This is a genomic window from Streptomyces sp. NPDC002958 (assembly GCF_055563255.1).
Map to the genome: position 1 here is coordinate 1 of NZ_JBVHDS010000018.1, position 23,963 is coordinate 23,963.

23 protein-coding genes and 4 pseudogenes are annotated in these 23,963 nt (G+C 69.3%); 13 read left to right on the forward strand and 14 right to left on the reverse strand.

Annotated elements, in window-relative coordinates; genetic code table 11:
• From ACZ3IC_RS25220 to ACZ3IC_RS25230, 3 genes are all read left to right on the forward strand, one after another.
• A partial coding sequence (locus tag ACZ3IC_RS25220; RefSeq protein WP_467419487.1) for a transposase occupies positions 1-621 on the forward strand: 621 nt, incomplete at its 5' end.
• Between the two features lie 174 nt (positions 622-795).
• Positions 796-1,191: a YidH family protein gene (locus ACZ3IC_RS25225; RefSeq protein WP_467419489.1), complete on the forward strand. Its 396-nt coding sequence runs from the start codon at positions 796-798 to the stop codon at positions 1,189-1,191.
• Positions 1,188-1,502, forward strand: a complete 315-nt coding sequence (locus ACZ3IC_RS25230; protein WP_467419492.1) for a DUF202 domain-containing protein — start codon at positions 1,188-1,190, stop codon at positions 1,500-1,502. The genes ACZ3IC_RS25225 and ACZ3IC_RS25230 overlap by 4 nt, the downstream gene beginning before the upstream one ends.
• 137 nt (positions 1,503-1,639) lie before the next feature.
• On the opposite strand, the pseudogene ACZ3IC_RS25235 reads toward ACZ3IC_RS25230, so the two are convergent.
• A pseudogene (locus ACZ3IC_RS25235) lies at positions 1,640-1,747 on the reverse strand (NADP-dependent oxidoreductase); the annotation flags it as partial.
• Positions 1,748-1,806: 59 nt separating this feature from the next.
• Positions 1,807-2,595 (reverse strand): annotated as a pseudogene (locus tag ACZ3IC_RS25240) (enolase C-terminal domain-like protein); the annotation flags it as partial.
• 240 nt (positions 2,596-2,835) lie between these two features.
• Here ACZ3IC_RS25240 and ACZ3IC_RS25245 point away from each other — a divergent pair.
• Positions 2,836-3,858, forward strand: a complete 1,023-nt coding sequence (locus ACZ3IC_RS25245) for a phosphotransferase family protein (protein WP_467419493.1) — start codon at positions 2,836-2,838, stop codon at positions 3,856-3,858.
• An 8-nt stretch (positions 3,859-3,866) separates the two neighbouring features.
• Positions 3,867-5,081 (forward strand): acyl-CoA dehydrogenase family protein, encoded by a 1,215-nt coding sequence (locus tag ACZ3IC_RS25250; RefSeq protein WP_467419494.1) that lies wholly within the window; start codon positions 3,867-3,869, stop codon positions 5,079-5,081.
• Positions 5,082-5,412: 331 nt separating this feature from the next.
• Here the strand turns inward: ACZ3IC_RS25250 and ACZ3IC_RS25255 are convergent, their stop codons facing one another.
• The 4 genes and pseudogenes from ACZ3IC_RS25255 to ACZ3IC_RS25270 all read right to left on the reverse strand — a co-directional run bounded on the left by ACZ3IC_RS25255 (position 5,413) and on the right by ACZ3IC_RS25270 (position 7,351).
• Positions 5,413-5,577 carry a hypothetical protein gene (locus ACZ3IC_RS25255; RefSeq protein WP_467419497.1) on the reverse strand — a complete coding sequence of 55 codons (165 nt, stop codon included), beginning with the start codon at positions 5,575-5,577 and terminating at the stop codon, positions 5,413-5,415.
• Between the two features lie 177 nt (positions 5,578-5,754).
• Complete coding sequence (locus ACZ3IC_RS25260) at positions 5,755-6,348, reverse strand: TetR/AcrR family transcriptional regulator (protein ID WP_467419693.1); 594 nt, start codon at positions 6,346-6,348, stop codon at positions 5,755-5,757.
• Positions 6,349-6,405: 57 nt separating this feature from the next.
• A pseudogene (locus ACZ3IC_RS25265) lies at positions 6,406-6,576 on the reverse strand (AMP-binding enzyme); the annotation flags it as partial.
• 10 nt (positions 6,577-6,586) lie between these two features.
• Entirely contained in the window at positions 6,587-7,351 is a 765-nt protein-coding gene (locus tag ACZ3IC_RS25270; protein ID WP_467419499.1) for an SDR family oxidoreductase, read from the reverse strand.
• Positions 7,352-7,536: 185 nt separating this feature from the next.
• Here ACZ3IC_RS25270 and ACZ3IC_RS25275 point away from each other — a divergent pair, with 185 nt between their 5' ends.
• Positions 7,537-8,814 (forward strand): exo-beta-N-acetylmuramidase NamZ family protein, encoded by a 1,278-nt coding sequence (locus ACZ3IC_RS25275; protein WP_467419501.1) that lies wholly within the window; start codon positions 7,537-7,539, stop codon positions 8,812-8,814.
• Positions 8,815-8,895: 81 nt separating this feature from the next.
• On the opposite strand, the gene ACZ3IC_RS25280 is transcribed toward ACZ3IC_RS25275, so the two are convergent.
• Positions 8,896-11,721, reverse strand: a complete 2,826-nt coding sequence (locus ACZ3IC_RS25280) for a penicillin acylase family protein (RefSeq protein WP_467419504.1) — start codon at positions 11,719-11,721, stop codon at positions 8,896-8,898.
• Positions 11,722-11,947: 226 nt separating this feature from the next.
• Here ACZ3IC_RS25280 and ACZ3IC_RS25285 point away from each other — a divergent pair, with 226 nt between their 5' ends.
• Positions 11,948-12,559, forward strand: a complete 612-nt coding sequence (locus ACZ3IC_RS25285; RefSeq protein ID WP_467419506.1) for a hypothetical protein — start codon at positions 11,948-11,950, stop codon at positions 12,557-12,559.
• Positions 12,560-12,586: 27 nt separating this feature from the next.
• On the opposite strand, the pseudogene soxR reads toward ACZ3IC_RS25285, so the two are convergent.
• Positions 12,587-12,931, reverse strand: a pseudogene (gene soxR / locus ACZ3IC_RS25290) (redox-sensitive transcriptional activator SoxR); the annotation flags it as partial.
• 133 nt (positions 12,932-13,064) lie between these two features.
• Here soxR and ACZ3IC_RS25295 point away from each other — a divergent pair.
• Positions 13,065-13,526, forward strand: coding sequence for a MaoC family dehydratase (locus tag ACZ3IC_RS25295; RefSeq protein ID WP_467419508.1), 462 nt, complete (start codon positions 13,065-13,067; stop codon positions 13,524-13,526).
• Positions 13,527-13,562: 36 nt separating this feature from the next.
• Here ACZ3IC_RS25295 and ACZ3IC_RS25300 read toward each other — a convergent pair whose 3' ends face one another.
• Both ACZ3IC_RS25300 and ACZ3IC_RS25305 read right to left on the reverse strand, forming a co-directional pair.
• Entirely contained in the window at positions 13,563-14,186 is a 624-nt protein-coding gene (locus tag ACZ3IC_RS25300) for a TetR/AcrR family transcriptional regulator (protein ID WP_467419509.1), read from the reverse strand.
• Between the two features lie 73 nt (positions 14,187-14,259).
• On the reverse strand, positions 14,260-14,550 hold the full coding sequence (locus ACZ3IC_RS25305) for a YiaA/YiaB family inner membrane protein (protein WP_467419511.1): 291 nt from the start codon (positions 14,548-14,550) through the stop codon (positions 14,260-14,262).
• 214 nt (positions 14,551-14,764) lie between these two features.
• Here ACZ3IC_RS25305 and ACZ3IC_RS25310 point away from each other — a divergent pair, with 214 nt between their 5' ends.
• Positions 14,765-15,439, forward strand: a complete 675-nt coding sequence (locus tag ACZ3IC_RS25310) for a TetR/AcrR family transcriptional regulator (RefSeq protein WP_467419513.1) — start codon at positions 14,765-14,767, stop codon at positions 15,437-15,439.
• 261 nt (positions 15,440-15,700) lie between these two features.
• Here ACZ3IC_RS25310 and ACZ3IC_RS25315 read toward each other — a convergent pair whose 3' ends face one another.
• Positions 15,701-16,579, reverse strand: coding sequence for a recombinase family protein (locus ACZ3IC_RS25315; RefSeq protein ID WP_467419515.1), 879 nt, complete (start codon positions 16,577-16,579; stop codon positions 15,701-15,703).
• Between the two features lie 119 nt (positions 16,580-16,698).
• Positions 16,699-17,427 carry an ArsR/SmtB family transcription factor gene (locus tag ACZ3IC_RS25320; RefSeq protein WP_467419516.1) on the reverse strand — a complete coding sequence of 243 codons (729 nt, stop codon included), beginning with the start codon at positions 17,425-17,427 and terminating at the stop codon, positions 16,699-16,701.
• 56 nt (positions 17,428-17,483) lie between these two features.
• On the opposite strand from ACZ3IC_RS25320, the gene ACZ3IC_RS25325 reads away from it, so the two are divergent.
• Positions 17,484-18,179 carry a flavin reductase family protein gene (locus tag ACZ3IC_RS25325; protein ID WP_467419519.1) on the forward strand — a complete coding sequence of 232 codons (696 nt, stop codon included), beginning with the start codon at positions 17,484-17,486 and terminating at the stop codon, positions 18,177-18,179.
• Between the two features lie 2 nt (positions 18,180-18,181).
• Here ACZ3IC_RS25325 and ACZ3IC_RS25330 read toward each other — a convergent pair whose 3' ends face one another.
• Positions 18,182-18,628, reverse strand: coding sequence for a Tn3 family transposase (locus tag ACZ3IC_RS25330; protein WP_467419521.1), 447 nt, complete (start codon positions 18,626-18,628; stop codon positions 18,182-18,184).
• A gap of 10 nt (positions 18,629-18,638) precedes the next feature.
• Positions 18,639-20,651: a DUF4158 domain-containing protein gene (locus ACZ3IC_RS25335; protein ID WP_467419524.1), complete on the reverse strand. Its 2,013-nt coding sequence runs from the start codon at positions 20,649-20,651 to the stop codon at positions 18,639-18,641.
• A gap of 340 nt (positions 20,652-20,991) precedes the next feature.
• Here ACZ3IC_RS25335 and ACZ3IC_RS25340 point away from each other — a divergent pair, with 340 nt between their 5' ends.
• Genes ACZ3IC_RS25340 through ACZ3IC_RS25350 form a run of 3 tightly spaced genes read left to right on the forward strand, consistent with a single transcriptional unit; the run spans position 20,992 to position 23,923 of the window.
• Positions 20,992-22,137: a tyrosine-type recombinase/integrase gene (locus ACZ3IC_RS25340; RefSeq protein WP_467419526.1), complete on the forward strand. Its 1,146-nt coding sequence runs from the start codon at positions 20,992-20,994 to the stop codon at positions 22,135-22,137.
• Complete coding sequence (locus tag ACZ3IC_RS25345; protein ID WP_109383696.1) at positions 22,137-22,463, forward strand: helix-turn-helix domain-containing protein; 327 nt, start codon at positions 22,137-22,139, stop codon at positions 22,461-22,463. The genes ACZ3IC_RS25340 and ACZ3IC_RS25345 overlap by 1 nt, the downstream gene beginning before the upstream one ends.
• The gene (locus ACZ3IC_RS25350; protein ID WP_467419530.1) at positions 22,460-23,923 is read left to right on the forward strand and encodes a hypothetical protein; all 1,464 of its coding nucleotides are present in this window, start codon (positions 22,460-22,462) and stop codon (positions 23,921-23,923) included. Before ACZ3IC_RS25345 ends, ACZ3IC_RS25350 begins: the two co-directional genes overlap by 4 nt.
• Positions 23,924-23,963: the final 40 nt, after the last annotated feature.

Below are 23,963 nucleotides of genomic sequence, written 5' to 3' on the forward strand. Positions count from 1 at the left end.
GTCCACAGCATTCCCGACCACGCCTGGCAGCACATCAGCTACCCGACCGCGATGCCCGACCCCACCACCGGAGAACTCATCTCGGACGCCGAGGTTGCCGAGATACCCGCCTACACCGCGTTCGCGAGCCGCAAAAAGAGCGAGCGGGTCACCGCCCGGCTGATCGTGCGCCGAGTCCGTGACCTGGCCAAACCCGCCGTTGTGGGTGAGCAGGGCGAACTGTTTCCCGTCTGGCGCTACCACCCGTTCTTCACCGACCAGCCCGCCCCGACCCTCCAGGCCGAACGCGAGCACCGCCACCATGCGGTCATCGAGCAGGTCATCGCGGACAGCAAAGCCTCCGCCCTGGCCCACCTGCCCTCCGGGCACTTCCACGCCAACGCGGCCTGGCTCACCCTGTGGGCGATGACCTACAACCTGCTGCGGGCCACCGGCGCCCTGGCCTCCGCCTTCCACGCCAAAGCCACCACCGCCACCCTCCGCGCCCACCTGGTCCAGGTCCCGGCCCGGATCGCCCGCTCCGCACGGCGCGTCACCCTGCACCTTCCGCGCAACTGGCGCTGGCAAAAAGCCTGGACGCACCTGTTCGACACCATCCACCGCCCACCCGAACCCGCCTGACAGTCTCTGCCCACCCCGCCCGCCAGGGCCCGACCGGAACCAAAACCGTGGGAAAGCTGGGCAGACCAGCGGATGCAGCACGCCCATGCCCATCGGTCGACCCAAAACCGGCTCAGAAGCCCGTCAGAAGATCACTTCCAGACCACGTCGGCGGATCGAGGCTAAGGTTCACGCGTGAACGAATTCGTACAGAGCCTGCGCCTGTGGTTCGCGCCGCAGCGAATCCGTGAAGAGGGCGAGACCCCCGACTACCGGTTCTCGCTCGCCAATGAGCGCACCTTCCTCGCCTGGATCCGGACGGCTCTCGCGCTGATCGGCGGTGGCTTCGCGGTCGATCAGTTCCTCCCGGAGCTGGTGTGGGGCGTCCGCACGGGTCTGGCGCTGGCGCTGCTCGCGGCCGGTGTGCTGTGCGCGCTGCGGGCGATCAATCACTGGGTGCGGTGCGAGCGGGCGATGCGGCGTGGGGAGGACCTGCCGGCCTCCCGGTTCCCGACGCTGCTCGGTCTCGCCGTCGCCGTCGTCGCCGTGGTGATGGTGGTGGTGGTCCTCTTCGGGTGGGAGGGCCGGTGACCACGGCCGACGAGCGCGACCCCGGGCTGCAGCCCGAGCGGACGAGGCTGGCGTGGCGGCGTTCGACCCTGTCCTGCACGGTGGTGGCGCTACTGGCGGTCAAACAGGCGCTGCACCGCGGGACGGGCCCGGCCGCGGTCCTCGCCGTGGCGCTGAGCGCGCTCGCCTGGCTGGGTTTCCTGCTCGTGGCGCACCGGCGGGTGATCGGGATGGGGACCGCGCGACCGCAGCCGCTCTCGGCGCACGGCGCGCTGGCGGCGGGGGCGTGCACGATCGCTCTCGCGGTGTTCGCCGCGGCCATGGTGTTCTGAGGGCTTTGCGTCGGGGCTGTCAGGCGTCGGGGGTTCCCCAGGGGACGGTGACGACGATCTTTCCGCGGGTGCGTCCCCGCGCCGCCCGCCGCCGCGTGGACGAGGACCGTCTCGCCGTCCCGGATCCTCGGCCGGAAGGCCCGCCCCTTCACCAGTACGGTGTCGGGGCCGACCTCGGGGTCGGGCCGTTGCCCGTACTTCAGGACGTCGGCCCCGCCGTAGCGGCTGTAGCTGCTCGCCTTCATGTACCGGCCCTCGGGGCGGGGCACCCGCAACTCAGGTCGTGGCGGCTCCGGGGAACCCGTCACCAGCGCGGGATCGCAGGCGTCCGCCACCCGGGCTCGGCCTTGCGCATCGCGGCCGCGTCGTCGCGCTCGCGCATCGTGCCGTCGTCGTCGAGCCAGCGGCGGTGCAGTACGGCCAGGCGTGCGCGGTCGAGTTCGACGCCGAGCCCTGGGGCGTCGAAGACAGTGAGCCGGCCGTCCCGGAAGACATGGCGGGTGGTGATGACGTCCTCCGTCTGCCAGGGGTAGTGGCTGTCGCAGGCGTGGTCGAGGTTGGGGACCGTGGCCGCGACGTGGGTCATCGCGGCGAGGCTGATGCCGAGATGGGTGTTGGAGTGCATGGAGAGTCCGAGGCCGAAGGTGCGGCAGATCCCGGCCAGTTCGCGGGTGCGGTGCAGGCCGCCCCAGTAGTGGTGGTCGGAGAGGACCACCTGGACGGCACCGTGGGCGAAAGCCTCCGGGACCTCGGCGAGGGTCGTCACACACATGTTGGTGGCGAGCGGTACGTCGGTGGCGGCAACCTGGGCCATCAGATCCGTGCCGCTCACCGGGTCCTCCAGATATTCGAGTACGCCCTTCAGCTGCTCGGCGACGTACAGCAAGGTCTCGACGGACCAGGCGCCGTTGGGGTCGAGGCGCAGCGGCCGGCCGGGGAACTCCTCGGCCAGCGCGCGGATCGCGGCGATCTCCTGGTCGGGTTCGAAGACGCCGCCCTTGAGCTTGAAGGACGAGAAGCCGTGCTCGCGGGCGAAGCGCCGGGCCTGGGCGACGACTCCGGCCGGCTCGACGGCGGCGCCCCAGTCGTCCCGTTGAACAGGGGCGGGTCGGCTATCAGGATCGGGGTCAGCCGGACTTCGTCGATCAGCAGTCTGTATTCATACATGAACCTTATTCAGCGATACGACTGAATGCCAGACTCCGAACCACCTCGGACGGGAGTCCGCACGCCGGATTCCGGGAGTTCTCTGGACGACATACCGACTGGTCGGCATCATGAACACCGACTGTCTTTCACACCGGAACTGTCTTTCACACCGGAGGTGCGCACGATGGGCCCAGTTCACCCGCCAGGTCTCGACCTCGACCGGCTGCGCGGACATCTCGACCGCGAGCGGCCGGGCTTGGTGAACGGACCGCTCGAAGCCCGGCTCATCGAGGGCGGCCGTTCAAATCTGACGTACATCGTCACGGACGGCACCGGCCGCCGGGTCGTCCGCAGGCCTCCGCTGGGCCATGTGCTGGCGACGGCGCACGACATGAAGCGCGAGCACCGGGTGATCAGTGCCCTGCACCCGACGGCCGTTCCCGTACCCGAACCGGTACTGCTCTGCGAGGACGACTCCGTGATCGGTTCGCCCTTCTACGTGATGGAGTACGTCGAGGGCACGCCGTACCGCACGGCCGAGCAACTCGCCCCACTGGGCGCCGAGCGCACGAGGAAGGCCGTGCTCGGTCTTGTCGACACGCTCGTCGAACTGCACGCCGTGGACCCCGAGTCCGTCGGGCTCGGCGACTTCGGGCACCCCGAGGGCTTCCTCAACCGGCAGCTGCGCCGCTGGGGCAAGCAGCTGGACGCCTCCCGCAACCGCGAGCTGCCCGGCATCGCCGAACTGCATGCCGCGCTCGGCCGTGACCTGCCCGCCTCCCCCGCGCCCACCGTCGTACACGGCGACTACCGCCTGGACAACGTCCTGATCGGCTCCGACGACCGGATCAAGGCCGTCCTGGACTGGGAGATGTCGACGCTCGGCGACCCGCTGACCGATCTGGGCCTGCTGGTGATGTACAGCTCCGACCTCGGCCTGGCGAAGTCCCCGGTCTCCACCACCAGTGGCGCGGCCGGCCACCCCACCCCCGCCGAACTGATCGGGCGCTATGCCGCCCGCTCCGGCCGGGACACCTCCGCCATCTCCTGGTACACGGCGTTCGCCTGGTTCAAGCTCGCCGTGATCCTGGAGGGCATCCACTACCGCTACACCCTGGGCCGGACCGTCGGCGCAGGCTTCGACCGCATCGGCGATCTCGTCCCCGTCTTCATCGAGCACGGCCTCACCACCCTCCAGGAAGGCTGATCACCCCCATGGACTTCGCATTCGACGCCCGTACCGAACAGCTGCGCGGCAAGCTGCTCACCTTCATGGACGAGCACGTCCACCCGGCCGAGAAAACCGCGGACGAACAGCGCGCGCTCCTGGACTCGCCGTGGGACACCCCGCAGATCGTCGAGGACCTGAAGGCCGAGGCGCGGCGGCAGGGACTGTGGAACCTGTTCCTTCCCGATGCCGAGTACGGTGCCGGGCTGACCAATCTCCAGTACGCTCCGCTCGCCGAAATCACCGGTCGCTCCCCGCAGTTGGCGCCGACCGCACTCAACTGCGCGGCCCCGGACACCGGGAACATGGAGGTGCTCTTCCAGTTCGCCACGGACGAGCAGAAGAAGCAGTGGCTGGAGCCGCTGCTCGCCGGGGAGATCCGCTCGGCGTTCGCGATGACGGAGCCCGAGGTGGCTTCGTCGGACGCGACGAACATCGAGACCAGGATCGCGCGCGATGGTGATGAGTACGTCATCACCGGCCGCAAGTGGTACATCTCCGGAGCGATGAACCCGGACTGTCAGATCTTCATCGTGATGGGCAAGACCGACCCCGAAGGCGCCGACATCCGCCGCCGGCAGTCGATGATCCTCGTCCCGCGCGACACCCCCGGCCTCGAAGTGAAGCGCGCCATGCAGGTGTACGGCTACGAGGACCACTACCACGGCGGTCACGCCGAGGTCGTCTTCACGGATGTACGGGTGCCCACCGCGAACCTGATCGGCGAGGAGGGCGGCGGCTTCGCCATCGCCCAGGCACGTCTGGGACCGGGCCGGATCCACCACTGCATGCGGCTGATCGGCATGGCCGAGCGGGCGATCGAGCTGATGTGCAGGCGGGCGGTGTCCCGTACGGCCTTCGGTAAGCCGCTCGCCCAGCAGGGCGTCGTACAGAACTGGATCGCGGACGCGCGGGTCACGGTGGAGCAGCTGCGGCTGCTGGTGCTGAAGACGGCGTGGCTGATGGACACGGTGGGCAACCGGGGCGCGCACACGGAGATCCAGTCCATCAAGATCGCCACCCCGCGCGCGGTGGTCGACATCCTCGACCGGGCGGTGCAGCTGCACGGTGCGGGAGGCGTCAGCCAGGACTTCCCGCTGGCCGAACTGTGGGCGGCGGCACGGACGTTGCAGCTGGCGGACGGGCCGGACGAGGTACATCAGCGGTCGTTGGCGCGGCGGGAGATGAAGCGGTACATGTAGTCGGCGGCCTGGGCAGGACGGGCTGGGGTGGGTGCGGGGGCCCGCCCGGTCGCCGTTTTGTCCTCGATCGTCGGACGGGCTCGATGGTTGCCGGGCCGGCTGCCGGATCGGACGTCCGAGGACCGCAGGTGGACAGTCCTGCGCGTCCAGCAGCCCGGACAGTCGGCCGGTGTCGCCCCGGCGCAGGGCATCGTGGATCTGTGCGTCGGCCGGCGTCTTCACCGTCGGATGCCAACTGGGGTCTGTCAGGCTCCACCAACAGGATTCGCCCCTCCCTCTCAGCTTGTGGTTTGACGTCAACGGACGTCGAACCACAAGCTGAGTAGCCGCCTCAGTAGCCGCCGAACGGCACATGATCCGCCAGCGCCAGGTCGCGAACGAAAGCCCTCACCCGCACCAGGCACCGGGCGACGAAGCGGACGGCCGGTGTGTGGCGCGGGCCGTACGCCGCGGCCCAGAGTGCGGGGACGTGCGCGGACGGCTGGATGTGAGCCATACATTCAGCTTCGCCCCGTACCGGCAGCCGGTCCAACCGGCGGGGCGGGGCCCCGCCCCCGTAACCCGGCGGCGGCGGAGGCCCTCCTCGACCGGCTGACCGACGGCGCTCCCCCGGCGGGCGGGGACGGGAACCCGCAGATTGATCACCGCAGATTGATCACGCCCGATACGCACCCTAGGGACGCAGGGCGCGCAGCAGCAGGTCGGCCAGGTGGTCGGCGACCTCCTGCTGGCTGAGCGGGCCGTCGGGCCGGTACCAGGTGGACAGGTGGTGGACCGAGCCGAAGTGGTAGTCGACGATCAGGTCCGCCGGGGTGGCCGTGGAGAACACTCCGCTCTGCTGGCCCTCCTCCACCAGGGCCCGAAAGCGCTCGTGGTAGCGGCGCCGTTCCACCCGTACCTGCTTGTTCTTCTCCGGGCTGAGGTGGTGCATGGACCGGAAGAAGATCGAGGCGTCGTCGAGGTTCTCGATGGTGGTGACGACCACGTCGGCGGCGGCGGCGCGCAGTCGCTGCTCGACGGGGGCCTCGGCGTCGGCGAAGGCGTCGAGGCGCTCCTGCTGGAGCCGGAGCACCCGGGCGTAGACCTCCTGGAGGAGGTCCTCCTTGGAGCCGAAGTAGTGGTAGAGCGCGCCCTTGGTGACGCCCGCCGCCTCGACGATCTCCTGGACCGAGGTGCGGTCGTAGCCCTGCTCGGCGAAGAGTCGGGTGGCGGCGGCCAGCAGCCGCCGAGGGACGGGGGCCGTGTCCCCGTCCGTCGCCTTGGCCATTGCCGCCACCTTCCTTCCGTGTTGTGCGTGAATCCGTGCTGTGCGTGAAACGGTCTCTCGAGGGGAACGCAGTTCCCGCCTGAGGATCTTCCCACTCGCCGTCTTCGGGAGTTCTGCCAGGATCTCGACTTCCCGCGGATACTCGTACGCGGCCAGCCGTTCCTTGCAGTACGCACCCAGTTCCTCGGGTTCGACCGTGGTGACCGGCCGCGGGCTGACGTAGGCGCGGGCCACCCGGTCATGCGCCGAACTCCTCCCATTTCTGCTGGAGGTGGTTCATATTGCCGAGCCAGTGGTCGGTGTCCTTGGTGCGGGCCCGGTAGTACCCGGCGACCTCGGGGTGCGGCAGAACGAGGAAGCGGTCCGCGGCCATGGCATCGAAGAGCGCGTCGGCAACGGCCTCGGGCTCGATGGCACCGGGGGTGAGGACGAGCTCGCCGACCGATCCGGCGGCGGTGAGCATGTCCGTACGCACGCCCTGCGGGCAGATCGCGTGGACCTGGATGCCGCGGTGACGGTAGGTGAGCGAGAGCCATTCGGCGAAAGCGACGACGCCGTGCTTGGTCACGCTGTACGGCGCGGCGCCGATCATCGTCAGCAGTCCGGCGGCGGAGGCGGTCGAGACGAAGCGTCCGCTGCCGCGCTCCAGCCAGTCCGGCAGCAGCGCCTTGGCCGCGCGGACGTGGGCCATCACGTTGACGTCCCAGGCGGCGGCCCAGACCTCCTCGTCGGTGAAGACGTCGCCGGGCGAGGCCAGGCCCGCGTTGGCACAGTAGATGTCGACGGTGCCGTCCAGCGCGTCCCGGGCGGCGTCCACGATCTGCGAGGCGTCACCGGCGACCGCGGTGCCGCCGATCTCCTCGGCGAGCGGCTTGATCCTGGCCTCGTCGAGGTCGTTGACCACGACCCGCGCGCCTTCCGCGGCGAATCGGCGGGCCAGAGCGGCTCCGATGCCGCCTCCAGCCCCTGTGACCACTACGCCCGCGCCCTGCACCGTACTCATCGGGTCCCGCCTCTCTCAGCCGACTGCACGAGCAGACTAACCAGTCGGTATGTCCGAGTGAAAGGGGTTGACGTCGCTCGGGCGGCACTCCTGTCACAACTGACACCTCCGGCTCATTCCTTATGGCCTGAACGCGCGCTAGCGTGCGTGACCATGACAGACGTCGCGATCATGGAGGTAGCTGAATGAGCCTGACCAGACGTGGTTTGCTGGCCGCCGGCGGTGCGGTGGGGGCCCTTGCGGCGACGGCCACCGGTACCGGGGTCGCCACCGCCGCCCCCGCGCCCGGCACAGGGCGGGGCAAAGGGCACGGCCGGGTCCGTACCGGCTTCGACCGACTGGCGGCGGACGGCTACGCGCTGCTCGAGGGCCAGAAGGTCGGGGTCGTCACCAACCCGACGGGGATCACCTCCGACGTCCGCCACATCGTCGATGTGATGCACCCGGACGAGCGCGTGAACCTGATCGCGGTCTTCGGGCCCGAGCACGGTTTTCGCGGCACCGCCCAGGCGGGCGGCTCGGAGGGGCGGTACGACGACCCGGCGACCGGCCTCCCGGTCTACGACACGTATCTGAAGAGCGGACAGCCGCTCGCCGACGTCTTCACCGCGTCCGGTGTGGACACGGTCGTCTTCGACATCCAGGACGCGGGCGCCCGCTTCTACACCTACATCTGGACGCTGTACGACTGCATGGAGGCGGCGGCGCTCGCGGGCAAGCGGTTCGTCGTCCTGGACCGCCCGAACCCGGTGACCGGGCGGGCGGCGCTCGGTCCTGTGCTCGACCCGGCGTTCTCCACGTTCGTGGGCCGCCGCGAGATCGCCCAGGCGCACGGCATGACGGTCACCGAGCTGGCACTGCTGTTCAACGCGGAGTTTTTGGCCGAGCGGCCGGTGGACCTGCGCATCGTCAAGATGTCGGGGTGGCAGCGCTCGGACTTCTTCGACGCGACCGGGCTGCCGTGGGTGCCGCCGAGCCCCAACATGCCGACGCCGGACACGGCCCTGGTCTACCCGGGGACCTGTCTGTTCGAGGGAACGAACCTCTCCGAGGGGCGCGGCACGACCCGGCCGTTCGAACTGCTCGGCGCGGAGGGCATCGACCATCGGTGGGCGGCGGCCGCGAACGCGCTCGATCTGCCGGGGGTGGCCTTCCGCGAGGCGTACTTCGCGCCGACGTTCTCCAAATTCCAGGGCAAGACGGTCGGCGGGGTGCAGCTGCACGTCCAGGACCGTGATGCCTTCGATCCGGTACGCACGGGGATCGCGCTGCTGGTGACGGCGAAGCGGACGTGGAGCGGGTTCGCGTGGCGCTCGGACAACTGGATCGACAAGCTGACCGGCAACACGCGGGTCCGCACGTTGATCGACGCGGGGGCGGACACGGATGAGGTGGTGGGGGCGTGGGCGGAGGATCTCGCCGCGTTCCGGACCGTGCGGAAGAGGTATCTCCAGTACCGGTGAGACGGGCCGGGCGGGCCCGAGAGTTCGGGCCCGCCCGGCGCACCGGTTCCGTCCCCGCTCACCGGACGGGCTGGAAATGCCCTACCGGTGGGCGGGGAACTCCACCACCTGCTGGTATGTCGGGCGGTTCTGCCAGTGGATGGACTTCTGGGCGATCCCGCCCAGCGGCCGGTGGACGATCGAGTCCGAGCACCACTGGTCACCGGCCTTGCAGCTGTCGTCACCCGGGTAGACCTTCGCGGCCGGCTCCGCCGCAGCCGCCCTCAGGGACGCCAGCAGCACGTCACGACAACCGGCCAGATCGCCGTTCCCGCAGTAGGTCTTGGCCAGCGGACCTTTGACCGGCTGTCCCAGGACCCGACGCAGGTCCTTGTCCACGAAGCCCCACCAGCCGTACTGGAACGCCGAACCACTGTGTGCCCCGCTCGGCCCGTGACTGGCCGCCGGGGACTCGTCGGTGGCGAGGTTCGCGGTCAGCGCCCCGTACAGGCCGTCGCCGAGACCTGGCTTGAACTCGGCCTCGACCAGCTTCGGCCACCATGCGTCCGTGATCCGTATCGCGTCGGCGTGGGTGTACACATGCGATCCGGGGCTGCTTTCCCTGCGCTGCGATCCGCCAGCCCGCCAGGACTCCAACTGTTGGACGACGCCGTTCAGTTCCGGATCGGTGACCGGCCGGGAGCGGATCACCTTCAGCAGTTCGGGCAGCAGCTGCTCGCCGCGCAGATCGGTGACCGCAGCCTCAGCCATCGCCCGGGTGAGGGACGCACGGGTCACGCCGCCCTCCTCGACCAGCTCCGCCACCCGGTCGTCCAGCAGATCGGCCCGGTGCACCGCACTGAGGCCGAAGCCCGCGGAGGCGTACCCCTCGGCCTGCTTGTTGTTCCAGGAGACGTAGTAGTCCTGGCCGCTGGAGTGCGGGTGCGCGGCAAACGGGATGTAGGCGGCGGTATTCGCGACCGGGTCGTATCCCCGCCATTCGTACGCCTTCTCGGCCTTGACGGGCAGGGCCGGGTCGACGCCCGCCGCGCGCACCGGGTTCATGCCGCTGTTGTAGTACGCGGCGGTGCGGGAGTCGGCGTAGAACCAGTTGAAGGCGTAGTCGATGTTGCTCGCCGCCCGCTGGAACGAGGCGGCGTCCTTGACGTACGCCGGATCGTTCAGCATCTGGAAGCCGATGATCGAGTCGGCCTCGTGGCGGTAGGTGGTGCGCAGCGAGGTGTACGCGACGGGCTTGCCGCCCACGGTCGCGCGGTGGGTGACAATGCCGTAGTCGGTGCGCCTGACCTGCATCCGGTAGGAGCCCTGCGCCGTGGAGTCGGCGACGGTCGGCTTCCAGGAGTTGGTGCGCTCCAGGGTCTCCATGGCAGTACAGGTGCCGTGATGGAGGTAGTGCGTGGAGTCCTTGGTGGGCGTGGAGCCGTCGGGCTCGCACAGGTCGATGGCGTAGGTGTCGGTGATGTCCTGGCCGGCCGAGGTGGCGCTCCAGGCGTAGTCCTGGCCGCGGCCCATCTGGATGTACATGCCGACACCGGCGAAGGAGACACCTCGGGCGCTGATGCCGGGGCCCTGGAGCTCCTGGAGCATCATCAACTGCGGGGCGAAGTAGCCGGTCTGAGGTCCGAAAACGGCGATCGGATTTCCGCTCGCGGTGTGCTTTCCGGAGACCAGCAGAGCGTTGGACATGCCACGCTTCTGGGCGCCGGGGCCGGAGCCGGGCAGCGAGCCCTCGGGGACGACGCCGCCGTCGTAGATGCCCTGGGCCTTCTTGAGCGTGGCCGGTGCCTTGGCGGGGGCCTTCCTGTCGGTGCCCGCGGAGCCGGTGCGGTCATGGATCAGGGGTTCGGGTGTGACGGAGCCGGCATCGGGCAGCGCGGTGCCGCGCGCCGTGGCGGGCTTGCTGGCGTACGGGAACGATGTGCCGTCATGGATCGTCAGCACGGCCTCGGGGTCGTCGCGCTGCCGGAACGACTCCCAAACCTTGGTGCCTTCGGCGACACCGTACTTCTGCTGGGCGGACAGCAGCGAGAGCGCCGCCTGCACCTCGCCGCCACCACCGCCGCCGAACTGACCGCCCACCACAGAGGCGATCGAGATCAGGTCGGTCAGCTTGAACGGCTGGATCTCGCCGATGTTGGTGATGGCGTCGATCTTGCCGGTGAGGACGTACTCACCGGGGAAGTAGCGGCCCTTCTTGGACTTCTCGCGGTACGCGTTGATGCCGTCGACATACGCCTGGGCATCCGCCATGGCCTGTTCGCCACGGGCACCCTCATGGGTCCTGATGTACTCGACCTGGGCTTCGAGATCGGCCTCGGTGTACGGGGCCTGCGGCCAGAACTGCTGCTCCAGGCCCTGGTTGGCCAGCGCGCCGCCGGCGAACGAGGTCAGTTCGCCTCGTCCGATGTGCCGGAAGAGGTCCATCAGCCAGAGCCGGTCCTGCCCGGCCGCGAATCCGGCGCCGAACTCGGTGCCGTAACGGGTGGTTCCTTTGATGTGCGGGACGCCGGAAGCCTTGTCGCGGGTGATGGTGACGTCGTCGCGCGGGGAGATGACGGACTCGACCTGGTCCTCGGTGACACCGAACGAGGCGTCGTTGAAGAACTCGGTCAGCTTCTGGTCGGTGAGACCGGTGTGCCCGGCCACCAGGCCGTTGTAGCGGTCGAGTTGGTCGTCACTGTGGGCGGGGTGCGTACCGAACGCCTTGTTGCCGAGGATGTCGACGAGCGTGGCGTTGCCGTTCTCGCCGGGTGGCAGGATGTCGTCGCACTGACCCTGGCAGTAGTCGGTGACGGGTGCGGGTTCCGCCGCGGCGCCGGACTGCGGCGCAGCCGCCGTCAGGGTGGCGCCGAGCGCGAGAACCACCGCGACGTTGACGGCTCTGAACTTGACGGGGCGTGGGGGCATGCGTACTCCTCCGAGAGACCGATGCGCCGGAGGTTACTGGCGGTACGACCCGTCGGTAAGGTGAACAACAGTCACATTTGCCGAATCATCACATGCCGCCACACGCAGCCTCATGACGACGAGTCATCTCGAATGGTGGACGCCACCTCGTGGCGAGGGATCCAAATCGGGCAGCCGTACGTCCCTTACTTGACGCCGAAGTACGAGCGACGGAGGTGGCGGTGCAATGGCCGGATTCCGGAGTCTTGCGAGACAGGTCCGCGATCCACGGGGTGACCTGGCGCTGCGGCGGTATTCGCTGCGCAAGTGCCTGGAGAGGTTCGCCCCTTACGGGCATCGGGCGACCTGGGATCATCTGTGCGCCCGGCACGGGATCGAGCCCGAGGACCGGTCCCCCGATCCGGTGCGGCTGATGCGCGCACTGGACGAACTGGAGGCGGCACGTGCCGTCTGGCTCGGATACGAGGCGGGGTTCGCCGAGCGCCGCAGGCGGGAGAAGCACGACGGACTACGCAGGCCCGGCGCGTTCGACGACTGGCACCGGCGCACCTGGGGCGGCCACGGGGTCGCCCGCTGCGAGAACCCGGCGGTTCATCCCTCGGCGCCGCTCGCCGAGGTCCTCGGGCGGCTGATCGCCGCCCTGGAGTCGGAACCGGGCACGGCCTGCCCGGTGTGCGCGGGCGCCGAAATCGTCTGGCGGCCGGATCTGGAGTGCGAGCCGCGGTCGGGCCCGCTCTGCACGGGGTGCGGAATCGTGGTGCCGCAGCCGGTACTCACACCGGGAACGCTGGCGAAGGCCCGGAGCGCATCGCGCCTGGATCTGGCGTCGGCGGCATGAGGGGCGGCGAGTACGTCCGGCGGGCCCGAGATGGTCCCGCAGCCGCCCCAACTGCTCGATGCGCTCGTCCAGTTCGGAGCGCCATGCCGCGGAGAGCCGAGCCCAGTCGTCGCGGTTCGGGGTGCGCCCCTCGGGGAGTTCGGCGAGGGCGTCCCGGATGGTGGCGAGCGGGATTCCGACCCGCTGGGCCGCACGGACGAACGCGACCCTGCGCAGCGCGTCCCTGGTGTAGCGACGCTGATTGCCGCTGGTGCGGCGGCTGCTGATCAGGCCCTTGGCCTCGTAGAAGTGCAGGGCCGAAACAGCGGCGCCGCTGCGCGCGGAGAGCTGGCCGACCGTGAGTTCATGGAGTGTCTGCGGGATCTGGGGCACCCCTCCAACCCTACGTGTCCGCCCCCCGGCCGGTCTGTCGTTGACAGGAACGCACCCGCCAACCATGCTGAGCAAGCGCTTGGACACTAGGCGGTGACGGATGGCCGAAGCTGGAAGGGCAGGGACCAGGGACATGGCAGAGCCGAGGATCTTCACGTCCGCGCAGGAACTGCGCGACGGGGTGGGCGAGCAGCTGGGTCACAGCGAGTGGCTGGAGATCGAGCAGAAGAGGATCGACCTCTTCGCCGAGGCCACCGGTGACCACCAGTGGATCCATGTGGACCCGGAGCGGGCCGCGGCCGGGCCGTTCGGCACGACGATCGCGCACGGCTACCTCACACTCTCGCTGCTGCCGGCGCTCGTACCGCAGATCATGCGGGTCGAGGGCATGAAGATGGGCATCAACTACGGGGCGAACAAGGTCCGCTTCCCGTCCACCGTGCCCGTGGGCTCACGGCTGCGCGCGACGGCCGTCCTGAAGAGCGTCGAGGAGGCCGGGGGCGGCGTGCAGGTCACCGCCGTCGTCACGGTCGAGCGCGAGGGCGGCGACAAGCCGGTGTGCGTGGCCGAGTCGGTGTCGCGCTACTACTTCTGACGGCACGGCCGTCCGTCGCTCCCGATACGACTACGGCTACCGCTTGGCAGCGACCATACGCAGCACGAGGTCGGCGTACAGCTCGCCGACCTCGTCCGGCGTCCGACTGCCCTGCGCGTTGAACCAGCGCGCCACATCGATACAGAGGGAGAGCACCGCGAGCGTGGTGCCCGGGACGTCGGGGACGTCGAACTCCCCGGCCTGCACGCCCTCGCTGATGATCCGGCGCACCACCGCGTCGCTCTTGCGGCGCAGCTCGACGATCTCGGTGCGGTGCTCCTCGCCGAGGGCGTCGAGTTCGTACTGGACCACACGGGCCGTGGTGTGCCGTTCGGCGTGCCAGCGGACGAAGGACCCCACGGCCTCGGCCAGCCGCTCGGCGGCCGTGCCCCCGCCGTCGGCGGCTGCCTCCAGGACGAACAGGACGCGGTCGTGACCGATCCTGCTGATCCGGTGGAGCAGCTCTTCCTTCGTCTTGTAGTGGATGTAGAGAGCGGCGGGGCTCATCCCTGCCCGGCCGGCGATGTCGCGGGTGGTGGTGGCGTGGTACCCGCGCTCGGCGAAGGCGTCGACGGCGGCGACGAGGAGCCGTCTGGCAGCCTCGGGCGTCACCTCGGCCCACGGCGCACTGTCGCCGTCGGTCTCCTCCGCCGTGCTCATCGTCACTCGCCCCTCTCGTCAGCAGGACGAACACCATACCCCGAACCTGAGCAAGCGCTTAGGGCGTGTTTCGTCAGAGCTTCTGGAAGGGGTCGTGCTCGGCGAGGATCTTCTCCAACCGGGCCTGGTCGACCCGGCTCACGATCCGCCCCGCCTCCTGACGGTCACGGATGACCTTGGCCAGGGTGAAGCAGGAGGTGACGAGATAGAGGACGCCGATCGCGAGGAATCCGCGGACCCAGGAGTCGGCGTCCAGGAAGTAAATACCGAGGGCGACCGCGCCCAGTGCCACCGCGAACGAGGCGACGGCCTGACCGTAGAAGGCCGCGGTGCCCTGCTGCTTGACGGATGTTGTCTCACTCATGGTGCCCAGCATCGGGCGGCGCGGTGTGCCCCGCATCCGTCCCGGTACTCAGTCCGGTACTCAGACTCCTGTTCGAGCAGCGGCAAAGCGGTCAGAAGACAGAGACCCCCGTCAGCGCGCGGCCGATGATGAGGTTCTGGATCTTTCATCCTTCGACTCTCCACTTTTAATTAGCACCGCTAGTTTTTTGCCTGGAGGCCCTACCATGTGCCGCATGGCCCGACCGCGCAAGCCCCTCCTCAGCAGAGACCGCATCGTCGAGACGGCGAGCACGCTCGTGGACTCCGAGGGGCTCGGCGCCGTCTCCACCCGCCGACTCGCCGCCGAACTCGGGGTCAGCGGACCCTCGCTCTACAACCACTTCCGCAACAAGGACGAGATCCTGGAAGCGGTCGCGGACGCCGTGTCCGCCCAGGTCGATCTGTCGATGTTCGACGAGTCGGACACCCGCGACTGGCGCTCCGCCCTGTACGACTGGGCCGTTTCCTATCGTGCGGCGCTCACCGAGCACCCGCACATCGTCCCGGTGCTCGCCCAGGGCCCGGGCCGCCGCCCGGCCGGTCTGCGGGTCGCCGACGCGGTCTTCGGCGCGATGATCAGGGCCGGCTGGCCGCCCGCTCAGGCGACGTACATCGGGGCTTTGATGCGCTACTTCATCACCGGCTCCGCCCTCGGTTCGTTCGCCCGTGGCTTCGTGGACGACGAGACGGCGTACGACCCCGTCGACTATCCGCACCTCCGCCAGGCCCATCTGCTGGCCGACCGCCGCCAGAAGGTCGACGAGGGGGCGTTCGAGACCGGGCTGCGGGCCCTGGTCGACGGCCTCTCCCTTCAGTACGAGCTGCTGGCGCCCGCCGGGACCGTTCGGCCGGCGCCGAAGCGTTCCTGACGCATCCTGGGTCACATGGCACGCCTGGCACACCCTGACCCGGCCGCGCCCCGGCTCGCCGCCCTGGCCGCGCTCCTCGCCGTGCGAACAGCCCGTCGGGCGGGCGGCGGCCCTGGCGAGTGAACTCCCCTGTCCCGCAGGGGCGTTCGCGGTGGACGAGGCCGCTGGGGCGGACTGGACCGCCGCCCGTTCCGGGGGTATCGCCGAGGTAAGCCCAAAAGGGGTCATGGGATGATCTTGAACCCCTGAGTGGCCACCAACTCACTCGTCGGTACGGTCGGGTTCGGCGAGGAGGCGGTAGACGGTGGCGACCGAGGGGTGCTCGCCTTTGTTCTTGCCCGAGGGAATGACCAGCTTGCGGGCGATCTGCGGAACAGTGACGCCCTGGGCACGCAGGGCGCGGGCGTAGTCGGCCATGTCGTCGTCGACGACCTTGGGGCGCCCACCGTGTCGGCCGCGCTCTCGGGCGGACGCCTGGCCCTCCAGGGACTTCTCACGGATGTACTCGCGCTCGGATTCGGCCATGCCGGCGAAGAACGCGAACAGGGCGGCGCCGTGCCCGGACGGGTCGTAGACCCCCTGGAGGGGGCCAGTGAGGAGTTCGAGTTCGATGTCGTGGTGGCGCAGGTCCTCCGCGATGGCCAGGAGCTCGGCGGCGCCGCGTCCCAGGCGCTTCATCTCGTGCACCGTGAGGATCACCCGTTGGTGCGGGACAGCTTTCTTGATGGTGCGGGCGAAGTCCATCGCCTTGACGAACTCCGGGCGGACTTTGATCCGGGTGCTGATCTTCTCCGAGAAGACCGGGTTACACCCGGCTTCGGCGAGGGCGTCGAGCTGGCTCTGGAGCTCTTGCTGGGCGGTACTGCAACGGGCGTATCCCACTCTCGTGGGCTTCGAGATGGCCTCCGGCGTCGCGGCGTCGATGGCCGGGCCCCTCTCCCACGCGCGGCCGGGTCCGCGGTCGGCGGGGGTCTTCACCTCCAGCTCGGCGCGGAGCTGGGGTACGAGCATGAAGCGCGGGGTGTGGTACTTCGGGGCGACCTTGCCGCCGCGGGTGCGGCAGGTGCTTCCGGCGGGCACCTCGCAGGTGGGGCAGTCGAACTGTTCGACGGTGGCGGCCGGCTCGGCGAGCTCTGGCATGTCGCAGAACCTATCGCGAGGGGCATTGTGCGAAGACTGTTTTGCGAGAAGTTATGAGAACGAGGATCGGGGGCAAACCGGACACGGCTCGGCGAGGCTCCGAGGTCTCTCAGAACTACTCATTTCTGCGAAAAGAGATCATCGGACAAGCCGAGATGGCAGCGGAGTGCCTGTCGGCCGACGGCTGTGACGGCCACGGCGCGCGTGGTGCCGATGGGAGTGATCCAGCCTGCGTCGAACGCGTGGCGGCACAGGGCGGCACCGACAGCGCCGGCCAGGTGTGGGCGGCGTTCGGTCCAGTCCAGGCACGACCGCACTGACGGTCGGCGCGTGCCTGTCGGGACGGTGATGCTGAGCTCTTCGAGCCAGGCCTCCCCGGCGCTGGTGAGTCTGAGTCCGCGCTCGAGGTCCAGTAGCCGTCCCTCGGTCATGGCATCGGTGATTGCGACCCCGACGGTCCCGGCAAGGTGGTCGTAGCAGGTGCGGGCGTGAGCGAGGGCCTGTCGGCGGCCAGCCGCCGACAGGGAACGGGGTGCCGGGGCGCGGTCGGGTGCCATCGCAGCGAGGCTCTCGATCAGCTCGGCTACGTGCGGACTGGCCAGACGCACGTAGCGGTGGCGGCCCTGCCGTTCCTCGGCAAGCAGGTTTCCGCGCACGAGCGCGTGCAAGTGCTCGGTCGCGGTCGAGGGCGCCACCCCCGCATGACGCGCCAGTTCCGTTGCCGTCCATGCCCGGCCGTCAAGCAGGGCCAGGCAGAAGGTTGCCCGTGTGCCATCGGCCAGCAGCCTGGCCACGGAGGCCAGATCAGGGCCGATCTCGTGTGCGCGCCGCATGTCCATGCGGTCCATTGTCACCCGTGACACTTCGGCCCCTGCCGAAACGACCCGATCTTAGGCTGCCCACCATGCACACAACACCTCCCAGCACCCTGCCCGCAGACACTGTCGTCACTCACCTGGAGATCGAGCCGAGCATCTTGTACTTCGGGACGCCAGTGGTACTCCTGTCGACAGAGAATCAAGACGGCTCGTTCAACCTTGCCCCGATATCCTCCGCATGGGCACTCGGACAGACGGTCGTGATCGGACTGGGCCGCGAGGGGCAGACCGCGCATAACCTCTGCAGCCGACCCGACCTGGTGATCAGCCTGCCGGCCCCCGCTCAGTGGCCGGCGGTAGAGAGACTGGCGCCACTGACCGGCCGGAATCCAGTGCCCCCGACCAAGGCCAAGGGCTGTCGCTTCGAGCCGGACAAGTTCGCCGCAGCCGGCCTGACCGGCAAACCGTCCCACCTGGTCCGGCCGCCTCGCGTCGCCGAATGTCCGATCCAGCTGGAGGCCCGCGCGGAGCGGGTGCAGCCGGACGTCTCCGGAGGATTCGTCATCGTCGAGGCGGTCGTATACAAGGTCCACGCCGACTCCCGCATCGTCGTTCCCGGCACCGACCACATCGACCCCGCCGCTTGGAGCCCCCTCATCTACAACTTCCGCCACTACTTTGGACTCGGCCCGGAACGCGGCCATTCCTACCGCACCCAGACACCCCGTAGCTCCGAGGGCCTTGCCGCAAAGCACGCGCTCGTTGGCACCGCGCCCAACTGAGTTCAGGCGGCCTGGCCGAGGCCGGAGGCGGTCAGGTCCTGCTCGCGCAGCGGGGTGAAGTCGACATCGAGTTTCGTCTCGTACGCGTCGGGCTGGATGCCGAGCTCGTGCGTGGAGTACTCGCCGAACCGGTTGATGTGCTCGGTCAGGTACGGAGAGATGTGCGCCAGCTCCTCCGGATCGATCTCCCACCCTTCCTCCAACAGTTGCCGCACGATCTCCGCGATGTCCAGGGCGTTATGGAAGATCACCGCGTTCGTGAGCAGAGCGTTGAACTTCATCGCCTTCTCCTGCTCGATGGGGTCGTTGTCGGCGATGACGCCGCGGTTGCCGAAGCCGATCCACTGGGAGAACCGGTTGAACGACTCCACCTTGTTCGTCGCCGCCGTCACCCGCCGACGCAGCGGCGCGTCCGAGAGGTAGCGCAGCAACTGCACGGTGCGGATCACACGGCCCACCTCACGGAAGGCGGGGCTCGTTGCCGGAGGCCGGGCCGAACCGGCGCCACCACTCCACCCAGTACGCGGTCCGGGCCAGAATCCCCATCAGGGAGCGCTCCGGCATCCGGGCCTTGATCTCCTCCTCCAGCCGCTTAGCGGACGGCCGCTGCCCCTCCGCCCGGTGCGCCTTGAGTGACGGGATGCCCGTCTCCGGGTCGATGAACAGGCCCTCGTTGTCCGGGTAGCCGGCATCCGCCGCCGCGGCGGCATTCCGTAGCTTGTCCTCTAGCTGCCGGCGGAAGAAGGCAGCGTCGAACTCTCCCGTCTCGCCCTCCTCGCATAGGCCGACCTCCACCAGGTAGGCGCCCAGCTTCTCCTGCACGGCCTCCCAGGCCAGCAACTGCTTGGACCAGTCCGCGTACTCCTCCGAGCCCACCACCGCCACATCCCCGGTGCGCAGTTCCTCCGCGAGCGCGGTGAAGACCATCGCCTCGAAGTGTTTGCGGACGAACTGCCCCGGACGGGTCTTGTCGACCACGGCCTTCTGCCAGTTCTGCGTGGCGAAGGAGATATCCACCGCGCGGCCGTCCCAGCCGAGGGCGCTGATGTGCTCGCCGCGCGCCGCCTGGTGCCGCTGGGCGTGCGCGAGCGCGTTCAGCACCCGCCCGTCCTCCGACGTGGCGGTGAACTCCAGCTTCTCGGCCAGGTCGAACATCACCGCCCGATCCCTGCCAATCTGCCCGTACAGCAGCACCTCCCAGAAGTTGCCGTGGTGGGCGGAGACCTTCTCGATCTGCTCGTACTGCTTGGCGAACCCGCCGAAGCCCTCCACCGCCTTCGTGACCGCGCCGAGCCCGCCCGCCTGCACCGCCTGGGCCCTGGCAAGGGCCAGGACCGCCGGGGAGACCTTGCCCTCCAGCCGCCGCGCGACCTCGTCGGCGGGCGCCTGCTCGTCCAGGCCGTCCAGGGCCGCCCGGACCTCGGCGGTCATGGCTGCGGCCTTCTCCAGCGCTGCCTGGGCGGGTCCTCCCTCGTCGATGTTCTTGAGAACGGTGCGGTAGTTCCCGATCAGGGCCTCGACGATCTCCCGCTCGGCCAGCCGGATCTCCTCCAGCTCCACCTTCGCCTTCTTGATCTTCATCGCCACGCGCTTGCAGAACATCGTCGCCAGGTCGTCGCGGACCCGCATCCGCGCCTTGTGCGTCAGGCACGCCACCAGCGCGAGGCGCTTGACGGGCTTGTAGTCCCGCAGCTCCGCCACGTCGGCCGCGTCCGCCTCCCCGGCGAAGTCCGTGATCTTCCCGGCCGCGACGTCGTCCATCCACACGCCCGTGTCGCCGAGCCCGTCCACCCATTCCAGCCGCTTGGCCAGGCTCTTGAAATGCGACCAGGTCGGGCCCTGGGTGGGCTTCTTCAGCCGGGTGAACAGCGTCGTGCCGTCACTCTCGCGCTCCTCCAGCAGCCGCAGCAGGCCCGCCCGCTCCGGCACGCTCATCCGGTCGTGGATGCCCCCGCAGATCGCGGCGTTCACCTCCTTGCGGATGGTCGAGGCCATCGCGTCGAAGGTGGAGAACGCCGGCAGCTCCAGCCCGGCCTCCACCACCTTCTCCAGCGCGATGTTGATCAGATCCGCAGGCCGGTTCTTCGACGCCGCCTCCTTGCGGATCGACTCCTCGGCGATCCGCCGAGCCCTGCCCTGGTCGTAGGCCACGCCAACCCACTGCCGTACCAGCCCCCGGTGATTCTTCATCGTCTTCGCCGCCCGGTACACCGGCAACGTGCCCTCCGGCAGCTCCACCGCCCGCCGCACGAAATCCGCCACCGCCTCCGGAATGTCCTCCACCTTCGGGAAGCACCCCATGCGCTGATACGACTTCAGCGTCAGCAGCAGGGCCAGCAGATGCTCATCGCTGTCCGTACGGTCGGCGGCCCACTTCAGCTCATCGCGAGTCGGCGAGAAGAACAGGTGCAGCTCATGCGCGGTGATCAGCCGCTTGAACCGCGGATACGCGGTCCGCTCGATCGAGGTCACAACCCACCCCAGGCCCCAGACGACACTCAACATCACCACCAACGACACTGAGCCGAACGGGTGACGGGCCGGGTCCTCAGGGGTCCAAGATCATCCCATGGCCCCTTTTGGGCTTACCTCGGAACCGGCGCGAATCGCATCTGATGCGAACTGGCGCCATCTTGCGCCGCATTGTCTGGGCGGGCATCGGGAAGCCGCTGATCAGCAGATACAGGGTCTGCCGTGGGCCGTTGAGACGGTAGCCGATGGCCGGGCCGGTGTCGTCCCGCTTCACTCGATCGGATGGCTGACCTGCCGTTCCCTTCCGGCCTTCGCATCTGATGCGAGATTCTCGCGCTGGATGCGATCTACGGAGCGTGACGAATTGGCGGGCAAGGAGAGGACGGCACCGGGGGCTGTGCGGCTGCACCTGGCCGACGGGGTGCCGCTGCTGCGGCCGGAAGAGCAGGTCTTCGAGGCGATGCTGGACAGCTGGCGCAACCAGCAACTGGCCCGGAACTTGGCGCTGTCGACCATCAACGGCCGTGAGCGGAAGGTGCGGGCGTTCGCCACGCACGCGGACGCCTTTCCGTGGACCTGGTCCTCGCAGCTGGCAGACGAGTGGTTCGGCGACCTGCGGGCAGTCCGCGGCTGCGTCCGCTCGACGCTGCGCGGCTACCAGGAGGCGGTGCGGCTGTTCTGCGACTACGCCACCGATCCCGCCTACGGCTGGGCCGCCGAGTGTGAGCGACGCTTCGGCACCCACCCGATCCAGGTATGCCACGAGTGGAACACCGCCATGCACATGCAGGAGTGCGAGGCCGAGTCGCCGAAGCGGGCCTTCACCCGGGAGGAATTGCAGGCGTTCTTCGACCACGCCGACGACGAGGTGAGCCGGGTTCGAGGCAGAGGCCGCAAGGGATGGCTCCCCGCCTTCCGTGACGCGATGCTGTTCAAGACCGCGTACGCCTACGGGCTGCGGCGCAACGAGACGCGGATGCTGGACACAGCCGACTTCGGCCGCAACCCCGAGGGGGCGGAGTTCGGCGAGTACGGCATCTGCTACGTGCGCCACGGCAAGGCCAAGAAGGGCTCACCTCCCAAGCGCCGCAGCGTGCTGACCGTCTTCGACTGGTCGGCCGAGATCCTCGACCAGTGGGTCAGCGAGGTGAGACCCACCATGCGGCACGCGGACGGGACCGCCCTGTGGCCGTCCGAACGCGGTCGGCGCGTTGGCCTGCAACGGCTGGACTCCCGCTTCGCCGCCTACCGCGACGACCTCGGCCTGGACCCGGTCCTGGACTTTCACTCGCTACGAAGGTCCTACGTCACCCACCTGATCGAAGACGGCTGGGACGCCCTATTTGTCCAGCAGCAAGCCGGCCACGACCATGCCAGCACGACCTCGATCTACACCTGCGTCTCCTCCGACTTCCGCACCCGCACGCTGCGACGGGCGCTGGACGCCACAGTCGAGGCCGCGCTCAAACCCGTCAGGAGGGCGTGATGAAACGCCAGGTCAGCTACCAGTGGCGGCTGCGCGAGCGGATGGCCGCCGCAGGGATGTTCACCACCAGCGAGCTCGCCCCACCGCTCGCCGAGCGCGGCATCAACCTCTCCCTCTCCCAGGTCCACCGCCTGGTCACCGGCACCCCCGAGCGACTGTCGCTGCCGGTGCTGGCCGCGCTCTGCGACATCTTCGAGTGCACCCCGGCCGACCTGATCGCCACCAAGGCGGAGAACGCCGCCGTCCGCAAGGTCGCCACCGGCGATGCGGTGGTCGACTTGTCGGCGGTCCGTCCCAAGCGCGCCCGCATCCGGCCCGAAGGATGAGCCGCACCCGCGTCCGCGCCGAAGACCTGTTCTGCGCGCGATGCTGTCGGGCGGTGCGTCTCGGGGCGGCGCACTGGCCCGAGGGCTACCTCTGCCCGCGCTGCTACGACCACGCGCTGGAGACCTACGGGACCTGCACCGGCTGCGGCACCGAGCGGCTGACGCCCGGCCTCGCGCCGGACGGCGGCAAGCTCTGCACCGACTGCGCCGGTGGCCTCGGCGACTTCACCTGTGAACGGTGCGGACGCGAAGCCAGGCGCTACCGGCGCGGAGTCTGCGGCCAATGCGTGCTGGCTGAGCGCCTTGGCGAACTCCTCGACAACGGCACCGGCTCCATCCGGGCCGAACTCCTCCCGCTCTTCGACGCCCTGGGGCAGACGCGCCGCCCGAAGGGCGCCCTGACCTGGACCAGCAAGCCCCACGTCCAGCGGAACCTGCGGGCCCTGGCCCGCGACGAAGTCCCGCTCACCCACGAGGGCCTGAGCCGGCTCACCCCCTGGCGTTCCGTGACCTACCTGCGTGATCTGCTCATCCAGGCCGGGATCCTGCCACCGGCTGACCGGCAACTGCTGCTGTTCCAGCGATGGCTCACGGAGAAGCTGCCCGCCATCGACGATGCCGGGCACCGGAAATTGCTGGAGCTCTTCGCCGCCTGGCACGTCCAGCACCGCCTGCACACCCTGGCCAGCCGCGGCCCGCTCACCGGCAAACAGGTCCAGCAAGCCCGCGACGAGATCCGCCTCGCAACCGCCTTCCTTGATCACCTTGCCGAGCGTGGACGATCTCTCGCCGATTGCACGCAGGCCGATGTCGATGCCTGGTACGCCGGCGGCTATACCGCCCGGCGCCTCACTCACGCCTTCCTGCGGTGGGCGATGCGGTGCAAACACATGCCGAAGGTCGCCGTCCCGCACCGCTCCACAAGCAATCCCGCTCCGCTCGCCCAGCACCAGCGGCTCGCACTGCTGCGACAACTCGTAAACCACGACGACGTGCCGCTCCAGGACCGCGTCGCCGCCGTGCTCGTCCTTCTCTACGCACAGCCGCTCACCCGGATCGCCCGGCTCGGCATCGACGACGTCTTGCACGGGGACGGCGAGGTCCTGGTCCGGCTCGGCAACCCGCCGTCGCCCGTCCCGACCCCCTTCGCCGGAATGCTGCTGGACTACCTGGGGCAGCGGCCGAATACCATGACCGCGACCAATCCGGACGCCCGATGGCTCTTCCCCGGCCGCCAGGCTGGACAGCCCATGACCCCGGAAACTCTGGAGCTCCGACTCCGTCACCTGGCTTTCCCGACCCAGCGGGGACGCACCGCGGCGATCCGCCACCTCGTCCTCCAGGCCCCCGCTCCGGTGGTCGCCCGGATGCTCGGCTACCACGACGACACCACCGCCCAGCTTGCCGCCGAGGCCGGAGGAACCTGGCGTCACTACGCCCCTGGCGACCACTCACGGTGACTCTCATGCCACCTCATTGCGTTCCGGCGGCGGTCGCCGC

Coding starts and splice junctions, on each gene's coding strand:
- ACZ3IC_RS25255 (WP_467419497.1), bottom strand. CDS start 5,577: ATGGCTCACATCCAGCCGTCCGCGCACGTCCCCGCACTCTGGGCCGCG.
- ACZ3IC_RS25250 (WP_467419494.1), top strand. CDS start 3,867: ATGGACTTCGCATTCGACGCCCGTACCGAACAGCTGCGCGGCAAGCTG.
- ACZ3IC_RS25320 (WP_467419516.1), bottom strand. CDS start 17,427: ATGGACCGCATGGACATGCGGCGCGCACACGAGATCGGCCCTGATCTG.
- ACZ3IC_RS25305 (WP_467419511.1), bottom strand. CDS start 14,550: ATGAGTGAGACAACATCCGTCAAGCAGCAGGGCACCGCGGCCTTCTAC.
- ACZ3IC_RS25315 (WP_467419515.1), bottom strand. CDS start 16,579: ATGCCAGAGCTCGCCGAGCCGGCCGCCACCGTCGAACAGTTCGACTGC.
- ACZ3IC_RS25300 (WP_467419509.1), bottom strand. CDS start 14,186: ATGAGCACGGCGGAGGAGACCGACGGCGACAGTGCGCCGTGGGCCGAG.
- ACZ3IC_RS25285 (WP_467419506.1), top strand. CDS start 11,948: ATGGCCGGATTCCGGAGTCTTGCGAGACAGGTCCGCGATCCACGGGGT.
- ACZ3IC_RS25340 (WP_467419526.1), top strand. CDS start 20,992: ATGCGATCTACGGAGCGTGACGAATTGGCGGGCAAGGAGAGGACGGCA.
- ACZ3IC_RS25345 (WP_109383696.1), top strand. CDS start 22,137: ATGAAACGCCAGGTCAGCTACCAGTGGCGGCTGCGCGAGCGGATGGCC.
- ACZ3IC_RS25245 (WP_467419493.1), top strand. CDS start 2,836: ATGGGCCCAGTTCACCCGCCAGGTCTCGACCTCGACCGGCTGCGCGGA.
- ACZ3IC_RS25270 (WP_467419499.1), bottom strand. CDS start 7,351: ATGAGTACGGTGCAGGGCGCGGGCGTAGTGGTCACAGGGGCTGGAGGC.
- ACZ3IC_RS25295 (WP_467419508.1), top strand. CDS start 13,065: ATGGCAGAGCCGAGGATCTTCACGTCCGCGCAGGAACTGCGCGACGGG.
- ACZ3IC_RS25325 (WP_467419519.1), top strand. CDS start 17,484: ATGCACACAACACCTCCCAGCACCCTGCCCGCAGACACTGTCGTCACT.
- ACZ3IC_RS25310 (WP_467419513.1), top strand. CDS start 14,765: ATGGCCCGACCGCGCAAGCCCCTCCTCAGCAGAGACCGCATCGTCGAG.
- ACZ3IC_RS25260 (WP_467419693.1), bottom strand. CDS start 6,348: ATGGCCAAGGCGACGGACGGGGACACGGCCCCCGTCCCTCGGCGGCTG.
- ACZ3IC_RS25275 (WP_467419501.1), top strand. CDS start 7,537: ATGAGCCTGACCAGACGTGGTTTGCTGGCCGCCGGCGGTGCGGTGGGG.
- ACZ3IC_RS25350 (WP_467419530.1), top strand. CDS start 22,460: ATGAGCCGCACCCGCGTCCGCGCCGAAGACCTGTTCTGCGCGCGATGC.
- ACZ3IC_RS25280 (WP_467419504.1), bottom strand. CDS start 11,721: ATGCCCCCACGCCCCGTCAAGTTCAGAGCCGTCAACGTCGCGGTGGTT.